This window comes from Mesorhizobium sp. LNHC232B00 (assembly GCF_000502435.1).
Taxonomy (GTDB): domain Bacteria; phylum Pseudomonadota; class Alphaproteobacteria; order Rhizobiales; family Rhizobiaceae; genus Mesorhizobium; species Mesorhizobium opportunistum.
The window spans coordinates 118,179-139,477 of sequence record NZ_AYWP01000002.1 but is presented as its reverse complement, the minus strand read 5'-3'; the positions used below and the strand labels follow the sequence as shown (position 1 = coordinate 139,477).

The 21,299-nt window shown below is 63.3% G+C and carries 18 protein-coding genes; 9 read left to right on the top strand and 9 right to left on the bottom strand.

What is annotated here, in order from left to right:
- Positions 1–118: 118 nt before the first annotated feature.
- Together X743_RS165810 and X743_RS165815 are read left to right on the top strand one after the other, a co-directional pair.
- Positions 119–1,468 carry an efflux RND transporter periplasmic adaptor subunit gene (locus X743_RS165810; protein ID WP_023763786.1) on the top strand — a complete coding sequence of 450 codons (1,350 nt, stop codon included), beginning with the start codon at positions 119–121 and terminating at the stop codon, positions 1,466–1,468.
- Positions 1,465–4,548, top strand: coding sequence for an efflux RND transporter permease subunit (locus tag X743_RS165815; protein WP_023763785.1), 3,084 nt, complete (start codon positions 1,465–1,467; stop codon positions 4,546–4,548). Before X743_RS165810 ends, X743_RS165815 begins: the two co-directional genes overlap by 4 nt.
- 182 nt (positions 4,549–4,730) lie before the next feature.
- On the opposite strand, the gene X743_RS165820 is transcribed toward X743_RS165815, so the two are convergent.
- On the bottom strand, positions 4,731–5,186 hold the full coding sequence (locus tag X743_RS165820; RefSeq protein ID WP_023763784.1) for a L,D-transpeptidase: 456 nt from the start codon (positions 5,184–5,186) through the stop codon (positions 4,731–4,733).
- Positions 5,187–5,459: 273 nt separating this feature from the next.
- Positions 5,460–5,711 (bottom strand): hypothetical protein, encoded by a 252-nt coding sequence (locus X743_RS1000000171890; protein ID WP_023763783.1) that lies wholly within the window; start codon positions 5,709–5,711, stop codon positions 5,460–5,462.
- A 199-nt stretch (positions 5,712–5,910) separates the two neighbouring features.
- On the opposite strand from X743_RS1000000171890, the gene X743_RS1000000170295 reads away from it, so the two are divergent.
- Positions 5,911–6,078 carry a hypothetical protein gene (locus tag X743_RS1000000170295; protein WP_023763782.1) on the top strand — a complete coding sequence of 56 codons (168 nt, stop codon included), beginning with the start codon at positions 5,911–5,913 and terminating at the stop codon, positions 6,076–6,078.
- 68 nt (positions 6,079–6,146) lie between these two features.
- Here X743_RS1000000170295 and X743_RS165830 read toward each other — a convergent pair whose 3' ends face one another.
- Positions 6,147–6,848, bottom strand: a complete 702-nt coding sequence (locus tag X743_RS165830; protein ID WP_023763781.1) for a response regulator transcription factor — start codon at positions 6,846–6,848, stop codon at positions 6,147–6,149.
- Between the two features lie 45 nt (positions 6,849–6,893).
- Between X743_RS165830 and X743_RS165835 the strand changes: the two genes are divergently transcribed.
- Both X743_RS165835 and X743_RS165840 read left to right on the top strand, forming a co-directional pair.
- Positions 6,894–7,667 (top strand): response regulator transcription factor, encoded by a 774-nt coding sequence (locus tag X743_RS165835; protein ID WP_198023938.1) that lies wholly within the window; start codon positions 6,894–6,896, stop codon positions 7,665–7,667.
- Positions 7,668–7,758: 91 nt separating this feature from the next.
- Positions 7,759–9,846: a PAS domain S-box protein gene (locus X743_RS165840; protein WP_031257405.1), complete on the top strand. Its 2,088-nt coding sequence runs from the start codon at positions 7,759–7,761 to the stop codon at positions 9,844–9,846.
- A gap of 118 nt (positions 9,847–9,964) precedes the next feature.
- On the opposite strand, the gene X743_RS1000000174095 is transcribed toward X743_RS165840, so the two are convergent.
- Positions 9,965–10,375 (bottom strand): hypothetical protein, encoded by a 411-nt coding sequence (locus X743_RS1000000174095; protein ID WP_023763778.1) that lies wholly within the window; start codon positions 10,373–10,375, stop codon positions 9,965–9,967.
- A gap of 484 nt (positions 10,376–10,859) precedes the next feature.
- Between X743_RS1000000174095 and X743_RS165850 the strand changes: the two genes are divergently transcribed.
- Positions 10,860–12,062, top strand: coding sequence for an aromatic ring-hydroxylating dioxygenase subunit alpha (locus X743_RS165850; protein ID WP_023763777.1), 1,203 nt, complete (start codon positions 10,860–10,862; stop codon positions 12,060–12,062).
- A gap of 195 nt (positions 12,063–12,257) precedes the next feature.
- Here X743_RS165850 and X743_RS165855 read toward each other — a convergent pair whose 3' ends face one another.
- Complete coding sequence (locus tag X743_RS165855) at positions 12,258–13,676, bottom strand: aminotransferase (protein WP_023763776.1); 1,419 nt, start codon at positions 13,674–13,676, stop codon at positions 12,258–12,260.
- Between the two features lie 378 nt (positions 13,677–14,054).
- Here X743_RS165855 and X743_RS165860 point away from each other — a divergent pair, with 378 nt between their 5' ends.
- The 3 genes from X743_RS165860 to X743_RS165870 all read left to right on the top strand — a co-directional run bounded on the left by X743_RS165860 (position 14,055) and on the right by X743_RS165870 (position 17,024).
- Entirely contained in the window at positions 14,055–14,972 is a 918-nt protein-coding gene (locus X743_RS165860) for an ABC transporter permease (RefSeq protein ID WP_031257404.1), read from the top strand.
- On the top strand, positions 14,969–15,859 hold the full coding sequence (locus X743_RS165865) for an ABC transporter permease (RefSeq protein ID WP_023763774.1): 891 nt from the start codon (positions 14,969–14,971) through the stop codon (positions 15,857–15,859). The genes X743_RS165860 and X743_RS165865 overlap by 4 nt, the downstream gene beginning before the upstream one ends.
- 16 nt (positions 15,860–15,875) lie before the next feature.
- The gene (locus tag X743_RS165870; RefSeq protein ID WP_023763773.1) at positions 15,876–17,024 is read left to right on the top strand and encodes an ABC transporter ATP-binding protein; all 1,149 of its coding nucleotides are present in this window, start codon (positions 15,876–15,878) and stop codon (positions 17,022–17,024) included.
- On the opposite strand, the gene X743_RS165875 is transcribed toward X743_RS165870, so the two are convergent.
- The 4 genes from X743_RS165875 to betI all read right to left on the bottom strand — a co-directional run bounded on the left by X743_RS165875 (position 16,988) and on the right by betI (position 21,298).
- Positions 16,988–18,298 carry a flavin monoamine oxidase family protein gene (locus X743_RS165875; protein WP_023763772.1) on the bottom strand — a complete coding sequence of 437 codons (1,311 nt, stop codon included), beginning with the start codon at positions 18,296–18,298 and terminating at the stop codon, positions 16,988–16,990. The two genes, X743_RS165870 and X743_RS165875, sit on opposite strands and share 37 nt — an antisense overlap.
- Positions 18,295–19,371, bottom strand: a complete 1,077-nt coding sequence (locus tag X743_RS165880; protein WP_023763771.1) for an extracellular solute-binding protein — start codon at positions 19,369–19,371, stop codon at positions 18,295–18,297. Before X743_RS165880 ends, X743_RS165875 begins: the two co-directional genes overlap by 4 nt.
- Before the next feature lie 111 nt (positions 19,372–19,482).
- The gene (locus X743_RS165885; RefSeq protein WP_023763770.1) at positions 19,483–20,565 is read right to left on the bottom strand and encodes an ABC transporter substrate-binding protein; all 1,083 of its coding nucleotides are present in this window, start codon (positions 20,563–20,565) and stop codon (positions 19,483–19,485) included.
- Between the two features lie 25 nt (positions 20,566–20,590).
- Positions 20,591–21,298 carry a transcriptional regulator BetI gene (gene betI, locus X743_RS165890; protein ID WP_031257403.1) on the bottom strand — a complete coding sequence of 236 codons (708 nt, stop codon included), beginning with the start codon at positions 21,296–21,298 and terminating at the stop codon, positions 20,591–20,593.
- Position 21,299: the final 1 nt, after the last annotated feature.

Sequence of the window (21,299 nt, the reverse complement as noted above, 5' to 3'; positions counted from 1 at the left end):
AATTGACAAGACCGTCCAGACGGTACAGTAAGACCGCCGCTATTTGAAATCGGGGCCTGCAGTCGATATGTGTCCCGATGTCCGCGCTTTGCGCCGGATTTCGACTGAGGGGACTTCCTTGTTCAAGCGCTTACTCCGTATCATTATCATCATTGCGGTCCTGGCCGTGCTCGTCATCGTGGTCGGCGGCATCGTCGGCTTCAACTTCCTGCGCGACAACGGCATCAAGCAGTATTTCGCCACCATGAAGCCGCCCGCGGCGACCGTGTCGACGACCATCGTCAAGCCATCGAGCTGGACGCCCGGCGTCGAGGCGATCGGCACCGTGCGAGCCGTGCGTGGTGTCGACCTAACGGTCGAGACCGCCGGCATCGTCAAGGAAATCCCCTTTCATGCCAACGAGAAAGTCGCGGCCAACGCGGTGCTGCTGCAACTCGACGACGCCGTCGAGCGCGCCGATCTCGACGCGCAGAAAGCGCAGGCCGCGCTCGATCAGGTGTCGCTGAACCGCGCCCTCGAACTGACAAAACGCGGCGTCGGCTCCGACTCGACACTGGACAGCGCGCGGGCGGCGGCGTCCGCTTCGGCGTCCCAGGTCACCAGGCTCCAGGCCGTGCTCGAGCAGAAGCAACTGACGGCTCCCTTCGCCGGTACGGTCGGCATCCCGAAGATCGACCTCGGCCAGTATCTGTCGCCCGGCACTTCCGTTGTGACACTGCAGGATCTCGACACGATGCGGGCCGACTTCACGGTTCCCGAACAGGAGCTCCCGCTGCTCAAGATCGGCCAGACGGTTCGCTTGGGACTTGGTGGCGACGACAAGCCGTTTGCCGGCGCCATTCGCGGCATCGACCCCAAGATCGACCCGTCCAGCCGACTGGTGAACATCCGGGCGGAGGTCGCCAACCCCGACGGCAAGCTGACCCCCGGCCAGTTCGTGCAGGTGCGTGTCGAACTGCCCGAGGAGCAGAACGTGCTGATACTGCCACAGACGGCGCTGACCACCAGCCTCTACGGCGACTACGTCTTCGTCGTGCAACCGGCCAAACCGGCTGCGGCGGCGCCGGCCAAGCCGGAAGAAAAACCCGCTGCGGCTACCGACAAGGCGGCGGATGCCAAGCCTGCGGATGCCAAGCCGGCGGACGCGATGAAGCCGGCAACCGATGCCATGAAGCCGTCCGCTGAAGCGGCCAAGCCCGCGGCCGATGCGGCTAAACCTGCCGACAAGCCCGCTACCGATGCGGCCAAGCCGGCGGCGGAAGGCGACAAGCCAGCGCTGGTGTTGTCGCAGGTCTTCGTCAAGCCCGGTCGCCGCAACCAGGGCATGGTCGAGATCGTCGAAGGGCTGAAGGCAGGCGACGAGGTCGTCACCGCGGGCCAAAACCGCCTCTTCAACGGCATGTCCGTCAACGTCGACAACACCATCGACCCGACCAAATCGGCGAACAAGCAGGCCGACCAGCAATGAGCTTTTCCGATCTCTTTATTCGCCGGCCCGTCCTTTCGACGGTCCTTGCCTGCATGATCCTGCTGCTCGGGTTCCAGGGCATCTTCAACCTGTCGATCCGGCAGTATCCGAAGGTTGATGAAACGGCGATCACCATCACGACCGCCTATCCGGGTGCCAGCGCCGACCTGATCCAGGGCTTCATTTCCGCCCCGATCGCGCGCGCCGTCGCCTCGACCGAAAACATCGACTACGTCACCTCGTCCAGCCGTCCGTCGTCCAGCACCGTGACGGTGCAGATGAAGCTCGGCTCCAACCCCGACGTGGCGCTGACCGAAGTGCTGTCCAAGGTCCAGGGCGTGCGCGGCACCTTGCCGGACGCGTCCAAGGACCCGGTCATCGTCAAGGGCACCGGCCAGCAGTTCGCGATGATGTACATCTCGATGCAGAATCCGAACATGACGAAGGAGCAGCTGACCGAATATATCGAGCGCGTCATCAGGCCCCGCATGTCGACGGTCGAAGGTGTCGCCGACGTGCAGATCTTCGGCGCCCAGGAATATTCGATGCGCGTTTGGATCGACCCGGTCCGGCTTGCCGCGCGCGGGGTGACGGCAGCGGAAGTGCTGGCAGCGATCAACAACTCCAACTTCCTGTCTGCGCCCGGAAACACCCAGAACGAATATGTCGTTTCCTCCATTACCGTGCGCTCGACGCTGCAGACGCCGGAAGCCTTCGCCGAACTGCCGCTGCGCTCGACCGACGGCAATGTCGTGCGGCTGCGTGACGTGGCCCGCGTCGAACTCGGCGCCGAGAACACCGACACCAGGGTCTCCTTCAACGGCAAGCCCGGCACCTTCCTCGCCATCTTCCCGACCCCGGCGGCCAACCCGCTGACCACAGCGGCCGCGCTCACCAAGCTTGTGCCGCAGATCCAGGAAACGCTGCCGAAAGGCATGACGATCGAGGTCGTCTACGACGCCACCGGGCAGATCAGCGCCTCGATTGACGAGGTGTTCAAGACCATCGCCGAGGCGGTCGCCATCGTAGTCGTCGTCATCCTTCTGTTCCTTGGCTCTTTCCGTTCGGTGATGATGCCGATCATCACCATCCCGCTGTCGCTGGTCGGCGTCTGTTTCCTTCTGTTCGCGGTCGGCTATTCGATCAATCTTCTGTCGCTGCTGGCCATGGTGCTGGCAATCGGCCTTGTCGTGGACGACGCCATCGTGGTGGTGGAAAACATCCACCGCCACATGGAAGAAGACCACATGACGCCCATGCAAGCGGCGTTCAGCGGCATGCGCGAAATCGCCTCCGCTATCGTCGCCATGACCATGACGCTGGCCGCCGTGTTCGCGCCGCTGGCTTTCACGGGTGGCTTGACCGGTGCGCTGTTCCGCGAATTCGCCGTGACGCTCGCCGGCTCGGTGGTGCTGTCGGGCGTCATCGCCATCACCATCACGCCGATGATGTCGGCGCGTCTCTTGAAGCCCGGCAACGCCGGCCGTTTCCAGCGCATCGTTGACGGCGTTTTCTCGCGGGTCGAGCATGTCTACGAGCGTGCCGTCACCGGTTCGCTGAACTATCGCCCGCTGACGTTGCTCATCGTGCTGGCGCTGGTCGGCGTGACCGGCTTCATGTTTACCAAGACCTCGAGCGAACTGGCGCCGGAAGAAGACCAGGGCTTTCTGCTCTCGCTCGTGACCGCGCCGGCCTATGCGACATCCGATTACACCGAGACCTACGTCAACCAGATTCTCGGCCTGGTGAGGGACATTCCCGAAACACGGGCGCAGTTCTCCGCCGTGGCCTTCGGTGGCACGACAAACAGCGCGTTCGTCGGCTTTGCCTTCAAGGATTGGGCTGAGCGCAAGCGCAATTCCAAGGAGCTGCAGGCCGACATTACGGCCCGTATCAACAAGGTCGCGGGCGTCCAGGCCTTCGTCTTCGCCCCGCCGACGCTGCCGGGGTCCGGCGGCGGCCTGCCGATCGCCATGGTGGTGCGCTCGACCGGCGATTCCTCGGAAGTGTACCAGCAAGCCGAGCAGATCAAGAACAAGGCACAGGCCTCGGGCCGCTTCATCGTCGTGCAGAACTCGATGTCTTATGATTCGCCGCAGGTGACGGTCACCATCGACCGCGATCGCGCCGCGGCCCTCAACCTGCCTATCGCCGATATTGGCCGGACGCTGACGCTGCTGGTCGGCGGCGCCGAAGTGGCGCAATTCGACCGCGACTCCAACAGCTACGACATCATTCCGCAGGTGCCGCAGGAATTCCGCGACAACCCCGAAAAACTCGGGCAATACTTCGTGCGCAGCGTGACGGGCGAGATGGTGCCGCTGTCGGCCGTCGTGAAAATTTCGAACAATGCCTCGCCGGCCGCGATCGAGCAGTTCAACCAGCTGAATTCATCGACGATTTCCGCGCTGCCATTGCCCGGCGTTACCACCGGCGATGGTTTGAAAGTGCTCGAGGACATCGCCAGGGAGAGCCTGCCCGACACCTTCTTCATCGACTACTCCGGCCAGTCCCGGCAGGAGAAGGAGCAGGGCAACACGATCCTGATCGCTTTCGGGGCTGCCGTCATCGTCATCTATCTGGTGCTGGCGGCGCAGTTTGAGAGCTTCCGCGACCCGTTGATCATCATGATGGCGGTGCCGCTGTCGATCTTCGGCGCCATCGTGCCGCTCAATCTGGGCCTCGGCACCCTCAACATCTACACGCAAGTCGGCCTGATCACGCTGATCGGCCTGATCACCAAGCACGGCATCCTGCTGGTCGAGTTCGCCAATCAGCAGCGCGAACTCCACGGCATGCGACGGCGTGATGCCATCATCGCCTCGGCCAAGGTGCGCCTGCGGCCGATCCTGATGACGACGGCGGCGATGGCGCTCGGCGTCGTGCCGCTGATCACGTCCAGCGGTGCCGGTGCCGCGGCCCGCTATTCGATGGGCCTCGTCATCTTCACCGGCATCCTGGTCGGTACCATGTTCACGCTCTTCGTGGTGCCCATGTTCTACACCTTCATCGCCAGCAAGGACCTGCCGCATCTGGCGGAAAAGCCGGATCCGAAGCTGATGCCGGCCCTGCCGGACTGATAGAAAAGCCGAAGAACAAAAAAGAGGCCGGAAAAATCCCCGGCCTCTTTTTTTGGCTGTGCTCAAACCGCCGGTTTGAGCGGGCTCAATATCACCGGTTTGAGCGAGCTCGATACCGCGGACATTTCCGGCGGGAGCCTGAACACGGGCACGGCGGTAAACCGGCCCGCTTCTTCAGCCTGCTACTTGACGATGACGATGCTGGTGTTGGCGGCCCCGAAGGTCTCGACCAGCTGGTAGAAATCGGCGGCATTGTCCGGGTGTAGCCGCACGCAGCCATGCGAGGCCGGCTGCCCGAGACGCTTGATGGCATAGGTGGCGTGGACCGCATAGCCGCCGCTGAAGAAGACCGAGTGCGGCATCGGCGCGTTGTCGTATTTCTTCGAATACCACATCTCATGCATGCGGGTCGGCTTGAACGAGCCGGTCGGAGTCACATGCGCCCTGTCACCGGTGGAGACCTTCCAGGCGAAAGTCGGCCGGCCATCGACCGAGATCTCCATGACCTGCTGCGAAAGCGAGACCCGCGCCACGATCTTGTTGGCGGCGTGAGCGGCGTTGGCGCCGAACAGAAGCGCGGCGCCGGTGAGCGTGGCGGCGGTGATGTTGATGAGCTTCGCGGTGATGGTGGTGTGCATGACGTCCCCTCTCTCTGCCGGTCTGGCCGGCTCCAATTCGATGGGGGGCTTATCGGCTCCGCATGTTTCGGAGAGATTTCGCGAAATGCTCGTTTGTGTTTCGAATCTGTTTCCTCTGGTTAACGGCCTAAGTCATCGGGTGGCGCGATCGCTGTCGCCGAACGAGCGTGCAAATACCGCACATAGGTATTCAGTCCGAAACGAAAGTTCGAACTTCCCTTAATGAAAGGATAGAGCCGATTTCCCGAAACCAATCTGCAACAAAGCGCGGCATCAAGCGGCATGAAGCCGATACAGCTGGCCGGCAAGGTTGACGTAACGAAAGCAGACGGCAACGGCCACGGGAACGAAAGCGAACACGCAGTTCTGGTTCTTCAGGATCAGCATCACGGCAGCGGCCATAGGTAGTGTCGGCATTCTTGCCGGCGCCCCCGTGACAAGGCTGGCGATGAGTTCGAGCGAGATCTCTACCCTGCACGTCGCTCTGTTTTCTGCCTCGGTCTGGATTACCACCAGCGTGCGCATCGCCCGATTGAAGGCCCTCTGGCGGGTTGGCCTTCGGCTGCTGGCATTGCGCGGCCCCTCCGGCAACTTGCTGCCGAGAGGACCGAAGGCCCGCGCCGCTGCGGGGGGCTCCGTGGGCGGCGCGGGCACTTCGGGAGTTTCCCGAGGCGACCCGCGAAACATTCATTTTTTGAAGAATTCACATTCTGGGAGTCGGACGATGAAAACGAAATTCGCGGCCTCGGTGCTTTCCGCACTGCTTTATGCGCAGGGCCTGCTTGGCTTTGCCGCCCTTGCCACGGTGCTCCTCAAGGAGCGCGCCCAGGCAAACGAACTCGTCATGAGCAAAGACATGCCATCGGGTCCGTCGCTGCTGGTGGTACGCTGAACTCCGGGAGCATTGGCGAGTAGGAAAATCCGATGCTCGGCCAAACCGTCACCGAGAGTGCCCAGCAGTCAGTCGGCGAATTGACGCGGCGGATCGAACCGGTAGCCGGCGCCACGGATGGTGGTGATGGTTTCGGTGTCGAGCTTGCGGCGCAGCCGCACGATGCGCGAATCGATCGAACGGTCGAAGGCGTCGGCGTTTTCGGCCGGCGCCGCCGCGATGATGTCGTCGCGCGTCAGCACCTTGCGCGGACTGGCCAGGAACAGCCTGAGCAGCGCCACCTGGCCGGGCGACAGCTGCTCTTCGGTGCCGGAGCGATGCATGACCATCGCCGACCTCAAGTCGACGGTCGCGTTCTCCAGCACGATCAGTTCCTGGTTGCCCCTGCCGCGTCGCGAAAGCAGGCCGCCGACACGGGCGGCGAGTTCCCTGACATTGAGCGGGCTTTCGACGACATCGGCAGCGCCAAGCTCGAGCGCCAGCACCTTGTCGACGAGGTCGGCCGGCCGGCAGATCAGGATGAAATCCGGTCCGTCCTCGCCGCCATTCCCCTGACCGCCGTAACGCCGCAGCAGATCCCGGCCATCCGCCTGGCTGAGGCTGTCGCCGACGACGACGACATCGACGCCCTTCCCAGACAGCAACGATTCGGCTTCCCAGGGCTGCCGCGCCTGACGCACGTCATGGCCACGCCGCTCGAGATGATCGGCAAGTTCCGTCGCAATCACGTCGGCGACGGAAACAAGCGCAATGACGGCTCGTGGGGCCATATTCTTCAACCGTTCCCTGGCAACCCGATATGAGTGCTGGACATCATGTTTATACCCAATCTACTTTCCACTGAAAGTGGGAGCGAGAGCATCGTGCGGGCAAGAATTGTCATCGTCGAGGACGAGCCCGACCTGAGGGACGCGGTCGCCGAATATCTCGACGCCGCCGGCTATGACGTTGCGACCGCGGAAACCGCCGCCGCGGCCCGCATCCTGATCGAGACGCAGCCCTTCCATCTGGCCATCCTCGACATCGCCATGCCGGGCGAGGACGGACTGTCGCTCGGCCGCTGGCTGCGCTCGAGAATGCCGATAGGCATCATCTATGCGACCGCCGCCGGCACCGCGCTCGACCGCATCGTCGGGCTGGAGCTCGGCGCCGACGACTATATCGTCAAGCCATACGAGCTGCGCGAAGTGCTGGCGCGGGTGCGCAGCGTGCTGCGCCGTGTTCCGCAGCCGTCGGAACTGCTGGACAGGAAAGCCAGGACGGATCGCCGCTCCGTTGCCTTCGGCCCCTTCCAGGCCGATCTCGACGGCAGGTTGGTGACCGGCGTCAACGGCGCGGTGATCGACATGGCAAAGAGCGAATTCGACGTGCTCGAGGTTTTCCTGACGCGTGCCAACCGGCTGCTGACCCGCGCCGCGATTTCCGAGGCGATCGGCTTCACCGAGGATCCGGAATCATCGCGCGCAGTCGACATTCGCATCATGCGCCTGCGCAAGAAGATCGAGACCGACCCTGCCAACCCGAAATTCCTGCGGACGGTGCGCGGCGAAGGCTATATCTTCTCGCTGCCGACCGGCGACGGCAACTGAAAGCCAGGCCTACAGTTTCAGGTTCTCAGCCGTGGCTCGCCGAGCGAATTGGGCCGAGCGAATTGGCAGGACTTGGGAATAACGGCTGACGATGACCGCTGAAACAGCAAGCACGGATATGCAAGGGCTCAGGCAGGGCGCGGCGATGGCGGCCGTGCGCGTGGTTCGCCGGCTGCGCGAGGCCGGCGACTGGCAGCGCGAAATGGACGGCATACTGGAAACGCTGTGCCGCGCCATCGAATGCCAGCGCGGTATCCTGTTCCGCTTGCGCGAACTGCCCGGCCAGGGTTTTGCCCAGTCGGTCGCCGCCTATTGGATCGATCCCGACTTCGGCGGAGAGCTGGCGGCGCCGACCGTCATCATGCAGTCGATCGTCAATTCGGATCCGCTGCTGGAGCGGGTGGCCGAGGACGAACGCCAGGGCAAGATCTTCGCCGGACACACGCGCGATCTCGAGGGTTTCCTGAGGACCGACTTCGAAAAGCAGAACATCAAGTCGTTCCTGTCCGTGTCCGTCTTCGCGCATGGCCATCTGTGGGGCACGCTGGCGGTCAATGACTGCGTCGACGAGCGCGAGTGGACCGACGAGGAAGAGGCGACCCTGCATATCATCGCGCTCGCCATCGGCGACGCCATCGAACATTCGCTCTCCGACGCCCATGCCAGCGAGGTCATCCGCCGCACGATGCTGCAGGCCTCGCTGGACGCCATCATCGTCATCGACGAGGCCGGATCGATCATCGAATTCAATCCAGCCGCCGAAAAGATGTTCGGCTTCCAGCGCAGCGACATCCTCGGCAAGGATCTGCTCGACACCGTCGTGCCGGAATACTACCGCAAGGGCTATACGTCGGGCGCCGACTACATGTCGGGGCGCGGCGCGCCGATGGTCGGCCAGCGGCTGGAAACGGTGACGCAGAATGCCGCCGGCGAGGTGTTTCCGATCGAGCTGACGGCGACCGAGATGCGCGTCGGCGACCGTCGCCTGATCTTCGGCTCGATCCGCGACCTGCGCGACAGGCTGCGCGCCGAGGAGGAAATCAACCGGCAGCGCGAGAAGCTGCACCAGAACGAGAAGATGGCGGCGATGGGTTCGCTGCTGGCCGGCGTCTCGCACGAGCTCAACAACCCGCTGGCGGTGGTGGTCGCGCAATCGACGCTGCTGCACGAATTCGCTTCCGACCCCCAGACCAAGGTTCGTGCCGAGAAAGTCCGCGCCGCCGCCGAGCGCTGCGGGCGCATCGTCAAGAGCTTCCTGTCGATGGTCCGCCTTCATCCGGCGGCACAGGCCGAAACCGACCTCAACCAGGTGATCCGCGCCGCTCTCGAGGTCACCGCCTATGGCGCACGATCGAGCGGCATCATCATCGACACGGATTTCGCCGCCGGCCCGCTGCTGGCCATGGCCGATGCCGACCACGTGACGCAGGTGGCGGCGAATTTCCTCATCAACAGCCAGCATGCGCTGGCCGGCGTCGCCGGCGATCGGCTGATCAAGGTACGGACGTTCCGCGGCGACCTGGGCAAACCCGGCTTTTCGGTCGAGGACAACGGGCCCGGTGTGCCCGAAGCGATCCGCTCCCGCATCTTCGAATCCTATTTCACCACCAAGCCGGTTGGGGTCGGCACCGGCATCGGCCTGTCGATCTCGAAGTCGATCATCGAGCGGCACAATGGCAATGTCTGGTTCGAGGAAGTGTTGCCGAGAGGCGCGCGTTTCGTCGTCCAGCTGCCGGCCATTGAAGCCGGCATCGCTGCCGCCGGAGAGAACCAGCCGCGCTCGAGTGGCCTGCGCCATGCCCTGATCATCGACGACGAGCCTGACGTCGCCGGCTCGCTGTCCGACATTCTCGAATTGATGGGGATCAAGTCGCGGGTCGCGCTCGTCTGGGGATCGGGCGCCGCCACCTTGAGCGGCTACATGCCGCCGGACATCGTGTTTTCGGACCTGCGCATGCCTGGCATCAGCGGCATCGCTATCTATCGCGAACTGCTGGCCGAAAGGCCTGATCTGGCGCGGCGTTTCGTGCTGGTCACCGGCGACCTGATCGGTGCGAAAGCGGAGATCGAAGCCTTGCCGGCGCAGCAGCGGCCACAGATCCTCGAAAAGCCGTTCAGCACGCTCGATGTGCGTAGCGTGCTGTCCGCCATTGCCGAACAGGCGACGGTCAAAGGATAAAAAAGTGGCCCCCGGCGGATTGCGCCGCGGGAGCCGAATGGAGCGCTGGAGGAGCGCTCGGGGAGGTCAGGACACGATCCCGAGAGGGAACCGGTTCGGGATCATGCCTCGACGGAAATCAGAAAACGTTCGGCGTGTCGGTCAACGGTGCGGCGTTGGCGATCATGCGGATGGCGCGGTTCTTGTGCGTACCGGACTGCTCGGCAATGGCGCGCAGGCAATCCACGCTCTCGGCGCCCCAGGACTGGCCCTTGCAGGCGAAGTCGATTGCGCGCATCGGCAGGCGCGCGGTCTTGATGGTTGTCGGCGCGCCATCGATGGCGTTGGCCGGCGGGTTCAGCGAAGCGAAAGCCGGCCCGACCGTCGGCGTAAGCGCCATGCCGAGGAAGGCGCAAGCAGCCAGCCCCATGAACATGGCCATCGGGTGGTCGCTGGCGCGTTGGCGTAACGCCAGTTTCGGGCGGATGTCAGCGCGCTCTGGAGCCTCAAGGCGGTGCTCGCTGCTGATGATCTCGACTTTCGCATACATTGCCTTCCCCTTCGCTGAGTTTCTTTTTGGTGATGAAACGAACCTACCCGCACTTTGTAACGGCGCAAAGGTGACGCGAGCCTGCCAATGTAACCGAAACGAAACATGGTTCCGGGCAAAATCGGGCAAAAAGGTCAATACGCAGCCCGCACGCTCGTCGAACAAAGGTTCGCGCCGCCGGTTTCGGACCCGATCCCGGGCGCCGCAGCAGCGCGGAACAGAGCCGGCCACGCCATTTTGATCCCTCGCAACAAGCCTTGTCCGTCCGTCGGCACGCCATGCGGAATCGAGCCGGGACAGCACCCTGGAAACCATCACTAACACCCGGATTCTCCGGGATTTCCCGGCCAACAGCCCAATCAAATTCAACCGGAAACGTAGCTCGGATTTCATCGATGAATCGTGATGATATTCGCAAGCCATTGCATTTCAATGCAAAATATGCTTTTATTGAATGATTATTCAATAAAAAGAAGAGACTTTTATGAACCCGCACCTCCGTGACGTGGTGATCCCCAACGATTGGGACCGGCGGGGACTACCGGGCTGGAGTTACCATTCCGATGCCCTTCTCGAGCTTGAGAAGGAACATGTCTTTCGCAACCACTGGCAGATCGTCGGACATGTCTCCGACGTACCCGACGCCGGCGACTATCTGACCATGGACGTGGTCGGCGAGCGTGCCTTGATCGTGCGCGGCAAGGATGGCGTGGTGCGCGGCTTCAACAACATGTGCCGCCATCGCGGCAGCCGCGTCGTCGCCGACAGCCAGGGCAATTGCAAGAACGCGCTGGTGTGCCCGTTCCATGGCTGGGTCTACAATCTCGACGGCACGCTGCGCGGCGCCGCGCGCCCGCGCTCTTTCCCCGATCTCGACAAGACCGAGTTCGGACTGATGCAGCTCGATCTCGAAATCTGGATGGGTTTCATCTTCATCCGTTTCCGCAATGGCGGGCCGCAGCCTTCGGTCGCCGAACTGATGAAGCCGATCGAGCCCGAATTCGCGCATTACAAGGCCGCCGACATGGTGCCCTCCTGGGGCATCTGGACCCAGAAGACGCCGGTCAACTGGAAGTCGGTGCGCGATGTCGACAATGAAGGCTATCATGTCGCCATGGCCCATCCTGCCTTGCAGGATCTTTATGGCGCGACCTATTTCGACGAGCCTTTCATCAACGGCGTGTCGCGCTCCTTCGCCACCTACAACCCGCATGCGGGCCGCCGCTGGAGCGTGCGGAACTACGTCAAGATCGCGCCCGAGCCCACGCATCTGCCGGACTATCTGAAGAAAGCCTGGGTCTATTACGGCATCTTCCCCAATGCGGTCATTTCGGTGATGCCGGAATCGGTGCAGTTCTACCAGGAGTTTCCGCTGTCGACCGGGCAGACGCTGCTGCGCGGCGCCATATACCGCTACCGCGACGAGAGCCGCGAGCAGGCCGCCGCCCGCTACCTCTCCTTCCGCATCGACCGCGACACGATGTCGGAAGACGTGCAGCTCTCGGTGTGGTCGAACGAATCCATGCTGTCCGAAGCCTTCGAGGGGTTTTACCTCTCCGACCTCGAATATGGCGTGCGCACCCACCACGACCACCTGCGCAAGATGCTGCCGGTGCTGGGCCTGGAGACAGCGCCGGAGGAGAAGGACATGTGGAACTTGAACGACGCGCTCAGGTCGCGTTCGTAAGATGCTGACCGCGAAGCGAGCGTCCCTCTCGCCCGGTCTACGGGAGGGGGTGCCGGCAGGCAGGTGAAGGGCAGCCTTGCGGAATTGCATCGGGCAGGCAACGAGATGCGAATGCGAACAATCGCCAACGCCGGCGCCGGCTCTCATCCGCCTGCCGGCACCCTCGCCCCGTGAAACGGGGAGAAGGGACAAGCCTCACCCCCGCCACACGCCCTCTTTCCTGAGATCGTCCATGGTGCGCGAAATGCCTTCGCGCAGGATGGCGACCATGTCGTCGATCTGCTCTCGCGAAATGATCAGCGGTGGCGACATCACGCACATATTGATCAGCGGCCGCACCAGCAGGCCGAGCTCGTGGCAATGCGCGTCGATGCGTTTGCCGACGTCCTTGTCGAGCTGCAGCGGATCCTTGCTTTCGCGGTCGGCGACGCATTCGACGCAGCCCATCAGCCCGATGCCACGAACCTCGCCGACCAGCGGCAGTTGTTCCAGCGTCTTCAACTGCGCCTGGAAATAGGGCGCGACCGCCTGCGTATGCGCAAGCACGCCCTGTTCCAGCAGGTCGAGGTTTTTCTGCGCCACGGCGCAGCCGACGGGATGGCTGGTGTAGGTCAAGCCATGGCCGAACAAGGCGTCGGGATGGTTCGAGCGGCGCAGTTCCTCCAGCAGCCGCTCCGAAATGATGACGCCGCCGAGCGGGAAATAGCCCGAGGTGACGCCCTTGGCGAAGGTGATCATGTCGGGATCGATGCCGAACACGTCACCCGAGGCAAAGACATGGCCAAGCCGGCCGAAGCCCGTCACCACCTCGTCGGAGACATAGAGGATGTCGTTGTCGCGGCAGATCTGGCGGATGCGCTTGAGATAGCCGTCGGGCGGCACGACGACGCCGCCGGAGGCCTGCACCGGCTCGCCGACGAAAGCGCCGATCTTGTCGGCGCCGACGCGGGCGATGGTGTCGCGGAACTGGTCGACAAGGAAATCGGTGAAGGCGGCAAGGCTCATGCCGTGCGGGCGGCGGAACGGATCGGGCGAAGACAGCTTGATCACCAGTTCGTCGGCGCCGTCCATCCAGTCGCGGTCGCGCGGGCGGCCGTTGAGCGAGGCCGACAGATAGGTCGAGCCGTGATAGGCGCCGCCCCGGCTCAGGATCAGCTTCTTTTCCGGCCGGCCGCGCACATTGTTGTAGAACTGCATGAAGCGCAGCGCCGTCTCGACGGCCGAAGAGCCGCCAGTGGTGTAGAAGACGTGGCTGAGATCGCCGGGCGCATGGCCGGCGATGCGCATCGCCAGCTCCGCCGACGGCGCGTTCATCGTGTACCACGGCGTGTTGTAGGACAGCGCCATCGCCTGGTCGTACATCACTCGGGCCAGCTCCTCGCGGCGGTGGCCGACATTGACGCACCACATGCCGGCAGGCCCATCGATCAGCCGCTTGCCTGTGCTGTCGGTAATGTAGATCCCGTCGCCCTCGCCGATCAGCGCGCGCGCTTCGGCACCGACGGAACCGGCATACGGCCAAGGCTGGATGAGGTGGCGCTTTCCCAGTTCGATCGCATCGTCGCGGCCATGCGCTGCCATTTCAGTCGCCTTCAGGTCTCTCACCGCCGCCATCGTCGCCTCCATACCGCCTGTCAATCTTTTCTCGGACTGGAAATCGGCGGAAATGCCGGAAATGGCGGCTTTCTTCACCTTATTTTGAATGTCCATTCAATCAATATCTCAGAAATAGCGCTTGATTTCAATCGGCGGATGCGCGCATGATGAAAGAAAGCCGGCAAGCTAGGAACGCGATCAGCAAAAGTGGTCACCGGTTTTGCGTCCGATCGCGCTCCGAAACCAAAATGGGAACACAGCCGGCGCCAGCACAATGGGATGCCGCATGGCGGGACAGTCCAGGCCAGCAACCGAGATCACACCCGGAGCCGTGCCCTCTGGAGTCTTGTTCCCCGGAGTCTGGCCCCCCGAAGTCTGGCCTTGCGGAGTCTGGCAATGACGGCGGCCGCGGAAGGGTCGCCTCCGTTGCGCATGACGCGGGCCAGACGGAATGCCCTTCTGCAATCCGAACCCGTACAGGGCTTTGCCCTGATCAGCCCAACCTTTCTCTACGCGCTTATCCTGCTGGTCCTGCCGATCCTGGTGGTCATCGCCCACTCCTTCTGGACGCAGCACTACCTGACCATCGACCGCACCTTCACGCTGGAGAACTACCGCGTCGCGCTGACCGAGCCGATCTATCGCGATCTGTTGTGGCGCTCGCTCTACATCTCGCTGACGGTCAGCCTGTTCACCGTCGTCCTGGCCTACCCGATCGCCTATTTCATTTCCTTCCATGGCGGCCGTCACAAGAGCCTCTGGCTGTTCCTGATCACCATCCCGTTCTGGACCAGCTATCTCCTGCGCGTGATGTCGTGGAAGGTCATTCTCGGCTACAACGGCGTCTTGAATTCCGGCCTGATGGGCCTCGGCATCATCGACGAGCCGTCGACCGCGCTGCTCTACAATTCGAGCGCCGTCATCATCACGCTGACCCATGCCTGGGCGGCCTTCGCCATCCTGCCGATCTTCGTCTCGCTGGAAAAGGTCGACCGCACGCTGGTCGAGGCGGCGACCGACCTCGGCGACGGTCCGCTGCGTTCGTTCCTGCGCGTGACCTTGCCGCTGTCGGCGCCGGGCGTCATCTCGGCGGCCCTGATCGTCATGATCCCGACCGTCGGCGACTATGTCACGCCCAAGCTCGTCGGCGGCAAGGACGGCGTCATGATCGCCAACGCCATCCAGGCGCAGTTCGGCAAGGCTTCCAACTGGCCGCTGGGCGCCGCCCTTTCCGTTACCACCATGGTGATCGTGACGCTGATGGCCGGGGCCACGGTGCTGGTCATTCGGGCGCTGCAGAGGCTGGCACGATGACGGCGGTGCGGCGCTTCCTGTCCAGCGGCTGGCTGTCCGCCTATGCCTTCCTCTATGTCGCCTTCCTCTATCTGCCCGTAATCTTCCTGCCGATCTTCTCGATCAACACGGCAGCGACGCCGAAGTTTCCGCTCTCCGGCTTTACGCTGAAATGGTATGAGGATCTGCCCAACACCCCGGCCCTGCTCGACGCCGCCTGGAACAGCCTGAAGGTCGGCGTCTGCGCCTCGGTTCTCGCCACGGTGCTCGGCATCCTCGCCGCCCGCTCGATCACCCGCTACCGCTATCCCGGCCGCCGCACCATCAACGGCCTGATNATCCTCGCCGCCCGCTCGATCACCCGCTACCGCTATCCCGGCCGCCGCACCATCAACGGCCTGATCATGGCACCGCTGGTGCTGCCCGAAGTGATCGTCGCCATCTCGATGCTGCTGGTGATGCTGCAACTCAGTTTGAGCCTCTCGCTGTTCACCGTGGTGCTCGGCCACGTGTTGATCTGCATTCCCTATTCGATGACGGTGCTGACCTCCGGCTTCGAAGGCTTCGACCGCAGCCTGGAGGAAGCCTCCGCCGATCTCGGCGAAAGCGCCTTCGGCACCTTCCGGCGGGTGACGCTGCCGATGGTGGCGCCGGCCATCATCTCCAGCCTGCTGGTCTGCTTCACCATCTCGCTCGACGAATTCATCATCGCTTTCTTCCTGACCGGCACCGAAGCGACGCTGCCGATCTACATCTGGGGCCAGTTGCGCTTCGCGGCGAAGCTGCCGGGCGTGCTGGCATTGGGCACGCTGCTTCTGGTTGCCTCCTTCCTGCTGATGACAATCGCCGAAATCCTGCGTCGGCGCGCGGCCAGACGCACCCAGAACGAGGGAGGCCTTTATGCCTGAGCAGGCGCAGCGATCCATGATCGAGATCCGCAACGTCACCCGCAGCTATGGAGCATTCAAGGCGCTGGACGATGCTTCGCTGACCATCAGGGAAGGCGAGTTCTTCTCGCTGCTCGGCCCGTCCGGCTGCGGCAAGACCACGCTGCTGCGCATGATCGCCGGCTTCGACAATCCGACCAGCGGTTCGATCGCGGTCGGCGGCCAGCCGATGGAAGGCATCCCGGCCAACCGCCGGCCGACCAACATGGTGTTCCAGAGCTACGCGATCTTCCCGCATCTCAATGTCGAGCAGAACGTCGCCTACGGGCTGAAGCGGCTGAGGCTGCAAGGCGGCGAGNCGATCTTCCCGCATCTCAATGTCGAGCAGAACGTCGCCTACGGGCTGAAGCGGCTGAGGCTGCAAGGCGGCGAGGAGAAGCGCCGCGTCGAGGAAGCGCTGGCGCAGGTGTCGCTGACCGGGCTCGGCAAGCGGCTTGCCACCGAACTCTCCGGCGGCCAGCGGCAGCGCGTGGCGCTCGCCCGCGCGCTGGTGATGCGGCCCAAGGTACTCTTGCTTGACGAGCCGCTGTCGGCGCTCGACAAGAAGCTGCGCGAGCAGATGCAAGTCGAACTGCGCCGCCTGCAGCAGGCGGTCGGCATCACCTTCGTGCTGGTCACCCACGACCAGTATGAGGCGCTCGCCATGTCGGACCGCATCGCCGTGATGTTCGGCGGCCGCATCGCGCAGGTCGCCTCGCCGAAGGAGATCTACCAGCGCCCGGTCAATCGCCAGGTCGCCGATTTCCTCGGCGGCATGAACTTCGTCAAGGCCGAGATCGTCGAGGAGAACGGTGCCTCGCTGGTCGTCGACACGCTGGGCTTCGGCCGCGTCAAGACCGACAAGCCGAAGGCTTTCGTGCGCAATGGCGGTGGCGCTACGCTGGGTATCAGGCCGGAGCGCCTGCGCGTGCTGTGGGACAATGCAACCGCGAAATTCGAGGTCGCCGGCAAGGTGGTCGAGCGCCACTATTTCGGCGAGATCACCCATCTGATCGTCGAGGTACCGGGCCTGGAAAAGCCGCTGTCGGTGACCGAGACCAACGATTTCGGTGCCGACGACATTCCGGTCGGCACCCCGATCCGCCTCGCCTACGACCCCGAGGCCTTGGTGGCGATGTCGGACTGAAGCGCGGCCGCGATCTTCCTGGCAGCGATGCGCCCCGCCACGATCGCGCCCTCGACATAGCCCGGAAATGACGGCGACAGTTCCGACGCGGCGAAATGCACGGGCGGCGCGCCGGCAAGGATCGTTCGCTCGGCGTCCCTCGCCGTCACGTCGACGACGAGATCGCTATAGGCGCCGCCGCTCCAGCGGTCATGTGTCCAGTCTCGCCAACTGAAATCGATGACGGCGCCGGCATCCGGGCCGAGGGCTGCCTCCAGGCGGGCGGTGACTTCCGCGCGCAGCCTAGGCTCGCCAAGATCACGCCAGCGCAGCGCCAGCGGGCCGCCAATGAACACGACGAGCGCGGCATGGTCGACATCCTTGCTGGCGTCGCAGGCAAACAGTCCCGGCAGGTCGCGCCACATCACCATGCCGCACAAGTCGCGATCACGCCAGAACGGCCTGGCATAGCGCACCAGGATCTTGATCACCGCGCCGCTTTCCCACACGCCAAGCGCCTTGTTGAGGACCGCCGGCAAAGCAGGCGCGAAATCGAGCTTCGCGGCCGTCGCCGGCGGCAGCGCGACCAGCACTTCTCGCGCCTCTATGGCGCCGCTGGCCGAGACGATACGAACCCCTTGCGGGCCGTGCTCGATGCGCGTGACCGGTTCACCGAGCCGCACCTGGCGGCCCAGATCGCCCGCCAGATCGTCGGCCAGCGATTGCATGGTGTCGCGCAGGAAATATTGCAGCTCCGGCACCTCGTTGGTGATGCGCCGGTCATTGTCGATCAGATGCCAGAGCGGCACCTGGTCCAGCGCCAGGCACCACAGGCCTTCGATCATCGAACGGAAGGCCGCCTTGGCATCGGCCGGATCGTGCTGGCGGGCAAGCCAGTCGGCGACGGTCAGTCCGGCAATCGAGGCATCGTCGGGATCGATCCTGTTCATCCGCTCGCGGATCGCCATCGCACCATGGTAGGTTCGCTCGGCCTCTTCGATCGACATCGACGGATGGCTGATGAAATCGCCATTCACATAGGTTTCGACGAAGGCCTTGCCGCGCGCCGCGGCCAGCGTCGTCACTTCCGGCATGTCTTCGCAGAAAAACTGTCCGCCACTGTCGATCCGTTCGCCAAGCCCGTTGCGAACAGCTTCGACCCTGCCGCCGACGCGGGCGCGTGCTTCCAGCAGCAGGAAATCGATGCCGGCCTTCTTCAGCTCGAGCGCTGCCGACAGGCCGGTGAAACCGGCGCCGACGATGATGACATCGGTGCTTTCCAATTCGCTCGTCAATAGCCGGCCTTGATCTTCTCGAACTCGGCGACCATGCGTTGCTTCAGTTCCGGCGCCACCGGCTGCTGGAACAGCGTCTTGTCGAGAAACTTGTCGAGATTGTCGAAGCCGCGGTCGGCCAGCACCTTGTGGTCGATCGCGGCCATGCCGGCGCCGTTGCCGTGGCCATAGCCGAAGGTCTTGACCAGATAGTCCGAAACCGCGGGAGCATTGACCGCGTTTAGGAAGTCATAAGCCTCATCAAGCTTGCCCGGCGCATCCTTCATCACCACATAGCCGCACACCCAGGTCGAAATGCCTTCCTTGCTGTCGCGGTTCATGGCGATCGGCAGGCCTTGCCCCTTCAGCGTCACATAGGTCTCGTTCCAGCCCCAGACCAGGTCGACCTCGTTGCCGGTGAAGGCCTGGTTGAGATCGGTGTCGTCGGTCCAGTAGAAGCGGACATTCTTGTGCACGTCGCGCAGGAAGGCGGAAGCTTGGCTGAACTGCTCGTCCGTCATCTTGGTCCAGTCCTTCAGCCCGATGACCAGGCTTGCCAGTGCATAGGCGTCATCGACATTGTCGCCGATGGTGACGCGGCCGCTATATTTCGGGTCGGCGAAGATCCTGAGCGACTGCGCCTCGTCGGCCGTTACCTTGTCGGTGCGGTAGAGCAACGACGTGTTGCCCCAGTCGAAGGGCATGAACCAGGCCTTGCCATCGGCGGTGACTGCAAGGTCCTTCATCGCCATGATGCCGGGATTGAGATCCTTCCAGCCCGCGATCCGGGAGGTGTCGAGCGGCTGTAGCATGCCGGCCTCGCGCCACTTGACCACGCTTTGCGAGCAGGGATGGGCGATGTCGGCCTTGAAGCCCGCCCGCATCTTCTCGAAGGCCTCGTCCTCGTCGCCGAAGAAGGCGAAGGTAGGCTCGGCGCCATATTTGATCGTGTAGGTCGGGTGCAGCAACGGATCCTCATAGCCCGACCAGTCGAACACCACGAGATCGCCACCGCCTTCGGCGAGGGCATGGACCGCGCCGGTGCCGATCATGCAGACAGTGGCAAGGGCAAGGCGGCGTAGCACTGACGTCATGGCAAACTCCCCCATCGCGAAAAAAGCTGCTGCGAGGTTAGGAGAATTCGGCTCTCTTGGCGAGCCCGTCCACCCGCCATCCCGGCGAGTGGACGGATAGTCGAAACCGGCTCAGTAGCCGGCTTTGATCTTCTCGAACTCAGCGATCATCTTGAGCTTGAGATCCGAGGGAACCGGCGACTGGAACAGGGTCTTGTCGATGAATTTCTGCACGTCGTCATAGCCCTTTTCCTTCAGGATCGCCTGATCGACGCCCGCCATCCCCTTGGCGTTGGCCTGGCCGTAGCCCCAGTCCTTGACCAGCACCTTGGCGGTCTCCGGATCGTTGACGGCGTTCAGATAGTCATAGGCCTTGTCGATATTGCCAGGCGCATCCTTGAACAGCACATAGCCGCAGACCCAGGTTGAGATACCCTCATTGGTGTCCTTCTTCGACTTGATCGGCACGCCGGCCGCGACCGACTGCACCGTCGCATCGTTCCAGGCCCAGGCAAGGTCGACCTCGCCGCCGCTCAGCAGTTGAACGACGTCGGTGGTGTCGGTCCAGTAGGAGCGCACGTTCTTGTGCACCTGGCGCAGGAAGTCGGACGCCTGCTTGAACTGGTCGTCTGTCATCTTGGTCCAGTCCTTGACACCGATGGCAAGGCTCGCCAGCGCATAGGCATCGTCGACATTGTCACCGATCGACACCCGTCCCTTGAACTTCGGATCGGCAAACGCCTTCAGCGACTGGACGTCCTTCTCGTCGATCTTGGAGGAATTGTAGGTCAGCTGCGTGTTGCCCCAGTCCCAGGGCATGAACCACGCCTTGCCGTCATCGGTCGTGGCAAGGTTCTTCATCGCCATGATGCCGGGATTGAGGTCTTTCCAGCCGGTGATCTTCGACGTGTCGAGCGGCTGCAGCAGGCCGGCCTCACGCCATTTCGTCACGCTCTGAGAGCAGGGGTGGCCGAGGTCGGCCTTGAAGCCGGAGCGCACCTTCTCGAAGGCCTCATCCTCGTCGCCGAAGAAGGCGAAGGTCGGCGAATCGCCGTTCTTCTCGACATATTTCGGGTGGAAGCTGGGGTCTTCATAACCAGACCAGTCGAACACGACCAGATCCTTGTCGGCGGCGATCGCCAATGCGGCGGCCGAGGCCGCCAGCGTTCCCGCCAGCGCGAGCGTCAGTGTCAGGCGTCTCGTCAATGTCTTCATTGCTGTTCCATCCTCTGTGGTCTTCTTATGCTTTGGTCGCGCCTTTCAGCGGGTAGTGCTTCGGGAAAGCCGCCGACAGGAATTCGTTGGCCGCCAGCAGGGCGGTTTCGCGGGTAGTGTCCTCTGTTCCCATCATCAGCCGCAGCCACAGGCCTTCCAGCATGGCCGACAGCGCCAGCGCCATGGCCTGCGGTTCATAGGCATAGGAGCCGCTGTGCTTGAGCGTCGTGCAAAGGTCGATGAAGACCTGCTGGTAATAGTTGTCGCGCGAACTGCTCAGCGCCTGATAGGTCGGCCGCGACTTGGCCTCGCCCCAAAAGGCCAGCCAGGCGGCGAGCTTGCGCTTGTTGCAGATCGAGCGGTCGAAGTCGGCCCACACCAGTTGCTGCAGCTGCCGCGCCGGATCGTCGCCTGCCTTCTGCAGGGAGGCGCGCCAATGCACCGAATACTCGTCATACATATGCTGCAGCGTGGCGATCAGCAGCTTTTCCTTGCTCTCGAAATGGAAGTTGACGATGCCGCGCGAGAGGCCCGCGCCATCGGCGACATCGGCCATCGTCGTCTCGGCATAGCCGCGCTTGGCCAGTGAATCGATCGTCGCCTCGATCAGCTGCAGCCGCCGGACCTCCTTCGAGGCCTTGCGGCCGCGCTTTTCGGCATCGCCCTTTGGCGCCGTTTCAGCGAGAATGTCCCTGGCTTCGGAAGTCTTCATGGATGTGACGGTCTCCAGCATT